This is a genomic window from Pedobacter suwonensis, assembly GCF_044762335.1.
Lineage (GTDB): Bacteria > Bacteroidota > Bacteroidia > Sphingobacteriales > Sphingobacteriaceae > Pedobacter.
Map to the genome: position 1 here is coordinate 1 of NZ_JBIWEB010000039.1, position 5847 is coordinate 5847.

Sequence of the window (5847 nt, forward strand, 5' to 3'; positions counted from 1 at the left end):
GTGTACTCTACACTTTGCTGTATGCTAACTTTGGAAATATCGCTAACTTTTACGGTACGGTTTCCCTTTCTGGTGAGGACAAGGTCTTCGAGGTCAGTTTTGGTTTTTACCGTCGCATCGGTAACCGAAAGATATAAATAATTGTGGTCGGCTAAATAACCGTTCGATTTTATAAAGTTGGTTTGTGAAAGTACAGTGCTAATCTGGTCGGGCGATATACCAAGCGTCTGCATTTTGGCAACGTCAAGCTCAAACCAGAATTCTTTACTTTTTCCACCAATTACCCGAATTTCAGACACACCCGTAACTTGCGAAAGAAAGGGTTTTACGGTATAAGTGGCAATCTTTTTCAGCTCTACCGGTGAATAATTATGACTTTCCAGACTATAGCCGCTAACAGGTAAAATCGAGGGGTTCATTTTCTCAACCGAGATGTTAACCCCTGCCGGCAATGTTGCACTGATTTTGGCAATCTGCGATTCGATTTGTTGCTGGCTTAAATTGATATCTGCCCCCGGATTCATAAATGCCGAAAGCTCGCAACTTCCGCGACTCGTTTTGCTCCGAACCAATTGCAGATTTGGCACTTGTTTTACCGCATTTTCCAATGGACGGGTTACCGTAACGACCATTTTATCAACTGGTTGCAGTTCAGCATCGGCAATGATTTTAATCTTCGGAAAAGTGATTTCAGGAAAAAGCCCAGTCTTTAACTGCTGAAAAGAATAAACTCCGCCAACCAGAATAATGACTAGGACGGCCAGAATGGGGTTTCTATGAGAAATAAAAAAGTTCTTCATGGCTATTTCTGAATTTTAACTTTAGCCGTATCGGCAATCCCATAGTTACCCGATGTGATAATTCTATCCGTTTTAGAAAACTTAGGACTCAACACTTCAGTTGTACCGCTGTTTTCGATGCCTTTCTTCACATTTACTTTTATAGCCGTAGAATCGTTAATGAGTTTCATTACCCAAAACTCATCTTCCGTTTCGTTAGCCAATACTGCAGATTTTGGTAACACCTGTGCATTCGGGTGGCTGAGTTTGCTCAGTCTTACCTTTGCAATTAACCCTTCAGGAATATCTTTCCCTGATGGAACTTTTATAATATATCGCTGGGTTTGGGCCAATGAGTCAACAGCAGGCATTGTTCCGGAAACGGCTCCTGCCAACGAAGTTCCATCGGGTAACAATACATTCAGGTTTCCGTTTTGCTTAATGATTTGGTTAAGCTCGTAGGGCAGGTCTAACAAAAACACCAAACTATTGCGGTTGCTGATGGTTGCCAAAGCCTCACCATCCTGCACATAATCGCCTTTTTGATGATTAACCTGAACAATGATCCCGCTCTGCTCCGCCCGAATATTTGAAATCCCTGAAAACCTAAACCCAGGATCGAGTTTGTTTACGGTATTGCCTATAGACCTTGCCTCTTTGGTAATCAGCGTAAAGAGATTTTGTCCAGTGCCCACTTTTTGGCCGGTCCCGGCATTTGCCTTTTCGATATAACCGTTGATATTTGCCTTCACAAAACTCTTTTCCAAATAAGCAGATACGGCCGAAAGCTCAACATATTCAGTCAGTGAACTGTCGCCCACATGCGTGATTTGTACGGGTGTAACCGGAGATGGCGTATCTGCTGCAGCTTCAGGTGCTGAACTGCTACAAGAAGAAAACATGATTGTAACAGCCAGGCTGCCATAAATCAATTTTAAATATATGTTCATTATCGGTTCCAGTAATTGTATTGATTAATCAGTTTTAAGCGGTTAATGGTGGTTTGTCTGAGCAGGTTTTGTGCAGAAAGATAATTGTTAATGGCGATTACAAAATCAGCCACACGTAAATCGCCTGTATGCATCAGTTTACTATCCACATCAATCAGACCTTTACTAAACCTGATTTGGTCGTTAATTTTTCCAAAAAGCGCATCGGTTTGGTCAATTTGCTGACGTATTAAGTTAAGCTGTTGCGCTTGTTGCCGAACAAAAAACGCTCTATAATTTGATATGGTTTCAGAGGCCAGACTGAGTTTGTTGAACTGCATTTTTTTTTGATGACCATCATAAATAGGAAAAGAAAATGTAAACCCCACGCTGGCTCCAAAATTTTTATAAGGCTGAAGCGTTAGTGATGAACTATAACCGCCATTTGCATATACGCCAAGTTTTGGTTTATAATTCAGCCTGATGGAACTCCTTTGATTTTCGTTCTTCAAACTATCCAATTCAAATTTCCTTTTGAAAAAACTCGTTTCGGCAAGCAGCTTATCCGATTTAAGTTTCGGCTCCTCTAACCGGACTAACGTGGTATCGGTAATTCCGGATAAATAATTTAGGGTTGCCAAATCATTTTTATGCTGCAAGGCAGCTTGTTGTAAGCTTAATTCCTGCTGCTGCAGTGTAACCAAAAACGTTAAATATTCTGATTGCTTGTAAATATTACTTCTGGTTAAAGTTTTAAGCAAAGCTTCTTCTTTTCTAAGTAAAGCAACAACCTCACTGTTAAAACCAACCTGGTCTTGACTGGCAAAAGCTAAAATATATTGGTCGGCAATGGAACGATTTAAGTCGAATGTCGACACTTGACTTGCATACCTAATGGAATCGCTTAGTAGTTTTACCCCTTGCAGTTGGTTATTAATACGTTTCTTATTCAATAAATCGTAATTCACATTGAGTAAGGCGTCTAATGATTGTCCGTTGGTGATGACACCATCGTAACCATATCCTTGAATAATGGGTGCGTACAATCCGGTTGAAGTTCCTCTAATCTGGGGCTTTGCTATTGCCCGAACAATAAGGCTATCGATACCCGCAGATTTACGCTGGTTTTCTAAATCCTTAAGTACGGGACTTGTAATTTTTGCGCGGTTGAGAAAAAAATCAAGATTTTTTGTTATCACTTGTGCCCTCCCTAAAAGGGCGGAACACACAAGCACCAAAAGAAGAAAATATTTATAATCAGGCTTCATTTTCTAAAAATTTATTTCGGCTAAACAAGGCAAGAAGTGTCTTGATGTAAGCTAAATTAACAGCTAATCTTGGAGCAATTCTGTAGTTGCCTTTTTAGCTTGATATATGTAGCCCTTGCATAAGTAAACATAGAATTTACGTACCGGACGAGCGCCATTATAGATGAAAATAGGTTTTAATTGCGTAACAGAACTGAAATAGGATTTCAACAAATTATTTGGAACTGTATCTTTTTCGCTGTTTTTAAATCTGGGGTCAGAGTCAATAAAAATAGCACTCTTTCCGTTTAACAAGGACAAATCAGTCCCTATAAAATCAAACTGCAAGGCATTCTGGCCAATTATGTTTTGTCCATAAATAAAGGAATCGTTGTAAAGATTTAATTCTCCAGCAGTTTTATAGCTATCAGCAGAAAAAACGAAATCTGCCTTATATTCACTTTTAATGGCATTTGTTTTTTCTGAAAGCGACTTCCATCCTACCCAGGTATCATCTGACCTAATTTGAACAGGATAAAATAAAACTTCAACCAGCAAACCTAGGTGCACAATGAACGAAATAATCACCTGCAAGTTAATCCATTTTCTGTTGATTAAACTTCCTGCCAAAATAGTTCCGGTGATGTATGCCGGCATCATCCAGTTTATCTTAATCCAATAGATTGGCGAGAGCAGTAAAAAAGTTAAAAATATGGGAAGAAAGAAACAGAGTAGAAAAACGCCATTAGTAGACATTTCACTCCATTTCGAAGAATAACTTCTAATAAGCTTAACCACGGAAACGATAATCGAAATAAAGAGCACGGGGATCAAAAGGGCTAACTGATGCCCTAGAAGACCTAAAATGAATTTTGGTTTTAAGGTAAATGCTGCCGCCTCGTGCATACGTTGGCTACCCTGAAAAGCAAAAGATGCAAAATGATTTTCTATATTCCAGATAACGACAGGTGAGGAAACCGCAACCATTATTATGCATGTTGCCCATGGCCAAAAAGTTAAAAGGTACTTTCTGTTAGAATCTGATAGCAATAAAAAAAGTATCATTCCGGCTGGAAGAAAAACCGCGGTGTATTTACTATCGAAGGCAAGGCCCATTAAAACCCCAGCCAGGAGCCAGTATTTTTTCTTTTGATTGAAAATGGCCTCATAAAGTGCAATAAGCGAAAGGCTCCAGAAAAATAACAGAGGCGTGTCCGGTGTTGACACCAAAGAAAGGATGCTCACCATTAATGTACTCAAAAAAAGAACTATGATCTTTTCGGCCTCAAATTTTGGAAAAAGCCGTATGGCCAGTTTATATACTGCAATACAGGTTAAAGCCGTCAAAACAGAATCGGCCAGTTTGATGGCAAAAACGTTTTTGCCCAGAACGGCTGTGAAAAGCCATAACAGATAAGCAATAGCAGGTGGGTGGTCGAAATAGGAAAGGCTTGGATGCTGAGAATAGAAAAAATAATAAGCATCCTGTGGCATAGGGCCCATTATCCAAATAGAAATAAGCCTGATGAAGACGATGGCTACCAACATATAGAATGGTACTTTCCCAATAAAGGAACCTTGGATTCTATTTATGAAATTCATAATAAATATTAAATTACGATGAAGTAAAACCTATAAGCAATCGTCGGGAAACTGGGCCATCTAAAATCTTCCGGAAAGCATTAAGCCCGATGCCCCGGGTTGGTAAAAGGGCATTAAGCTAAATTTGCTATCCTTCTTTTTATTGAAGATCTGTTTCATGTAGGGATAAACGAGGTAAGCAATCTTAGTAGATGCGATACCGAATCCGGCACCGGCAACAACATCACTAAACCAGTGTTTATTATTGTACATTCTTAATGCTCCGGTGGCAGTGGCCACAAAATATCCTGCATAACCAATCCATGGGTTCACATCTTTATATTCCTGATGCAAAAATTCAGCAGCCATGAATGCAGAAGCGGTATGGCCCGAAGGAAAGGAATTTGTACCCGAAAGATCAGGCCGCATACGCCCTATACCTTGTTTGACAAAATGTGTAGAAACACCCATAATAGCTGAAGAAGTTACATAAAGCATCGATGCATCAAAAAGATTATGTTTCCCTTTGATACCGGAAAGGTTTAATGCGAATACAGCGGCTGCTGGCGCAAACTGTAAATAATCATCAACGTGTGCAGCAAATAATGGATGGTCTTCCTGTAATTCGCCCTTTGTACTAACATCGAGCTGTTTTAAAGCACCATTATCGTAAACAGCAGCAAAGCCATAACCAGCTAGAACAACTGGGGCAATGAAAGTTGCCACCTTAAATTTCTTTTTCGGAATTGGATTCCCTGAATACCATCTTCTCAAAGAATCTGGAGCGGAAGTGGTTTTCAAAGAATCTACATTTTGCGCAAATGAAGATAATGTTGCTGCCATAGACAGCAACATTATATAAAAATACTTAGCCATTACTAAGGTTTTACAGGATGACCGCTTGCATCAAACAATAAATCTTTTCCTTTTACTTCAGCCTCGTAACTTACGGTTCCATCAGCTTTGGTGATTTTTGCTGCCTCAGCAACTTTCATGCCTTTTAGCCTAGCCATAACAGCTGCCGGAAACTCACTTGCCTTAATAGAAACTTCTGTTTCCAGCAAAGCACCGGCTACTGAATAAACTTCCGAAGTTTCCTTTCCATTAAAGGTAAAGCCAGCCTCATAGTTTTGTTTTTCCATCTCCCAATTTACTTTAACACCGGGATGACTTTTTGTGAAAGCAGTTTTAACTGCAGCTGGCACTTTTGCTGCTGCAACCTTCTGTGCGAATGTAGCGGTAACCATACCGCCCATCAATAAAAAAATTCCAAAAATCTTTTTCATAGTTTTTATTTTTTCATCAAAACTA

Annotated in this window: 6 protein-coding genes; all 6 read right to left on the minus strand. The window is 39.6% G+C overall.

Annotated elements, in window-relative coordinates:
* A partial coding sequence (locus tag ACIQXP_RS25050) for an efflux RND transporter permease subunit (RefSeq protein ID WP_402759986.1) occupies positions 1-800 on the minus strand: 800 nt, incomplete at its 3' end.
* Between the two features lie 2 nt (positions 801-802).
* A complete protein-coding gene (locus ACIQXP_RS25055) occupies positions 803-1729 on the minus strand; it encodes an HlyD family efflux transporter periplasmic adaptor subunit (RefSeq protein WP_131539708.1) in 927 nt (308 codons plus the stop codon).
* The gene (locus tag ACIQXP_RS25060; RefSeq protein WP_387508692.1) at positions 1729-2976 is read right to left on the minus strand and encodes a TolC family protein; all 1248 of its coding nucleotides are present in this window, start codon (positions 2974-2976) and stop codon (positions 1729-1731) included. The genes ACIQXP_RS25055 and ACIQXP_RS25060 overlap by 1 nt, the downstream gene beginning before the upstream one ends.
* A 63-nt stretch (positions 2977-3039) precedes the next feature.
* Positions 3040-4557 carry an ArnT family glycosyltransferase gene (locus ACIQXP_RS25065; RefSeq protein WP_387508694.1) on the minus strand — a complete coding sequence of 506 codons (1518 nt, stop codon included), beginning with the start codon at positions 4555-4557 and terminating at the stop codon, positions 3040-3042.
* 60 nt (positions 4558-4617) lie between these two features.
* The gene (locus ACIQXP_RS25070; RefSeq protein ID WP_387508696.1) at positions 4618-5379 is read right to left on the minus strand and encodes a phosphatase PAP2 family protein; all 762 of its coding nucleotides are present in this window, start codon (positions 5377-5379) and stop codon (positions 4618-4620) included.
* Between the two features lie 35 nt (positions 5380-5414).
* Positions 5415-5847, minus strand: a 433-nt coding sequence (locus tag ACIQXP_RS25075; protein ID WP_391527823.1) for a hypothetical protein, incomplete at its 5' end; no start/stop codon positions are given.

Excerpts from the sequence above, each read along its gene's own strand:
- ACIQXP_RS25055 (WP_131539708.1), bottom strand. The coding sequence starts at position 1,729 with ATGAACATATATTTAAAATTGATTTATGGCAGCCTGGCTGTTACAATC.
- ACIQXP_RS25060 (WP_387508692.1), bottom strand. The coding sequence starts at position 2,976 with ATGAAGCCTGATTATAAATATTTTCTTCTTTTGGTGCTTGTGTGTTCC.
- ACIQXP_RS25065 (WP_387508694.1), bottom strand. The coding sequence starts at position 4,557 with ATGAATTTCATAAATAGAATCCAAGGTTCCTTTATTGGGAAAGTACCA.
- ACIQXP_RS25070 (WP_387508696.1), bottom strand. The coding sequence starts at position 5,379 with ATGGCAGCAACATTATCTTCATTTGCGCAAAATGTAGATTCTTTGAAA.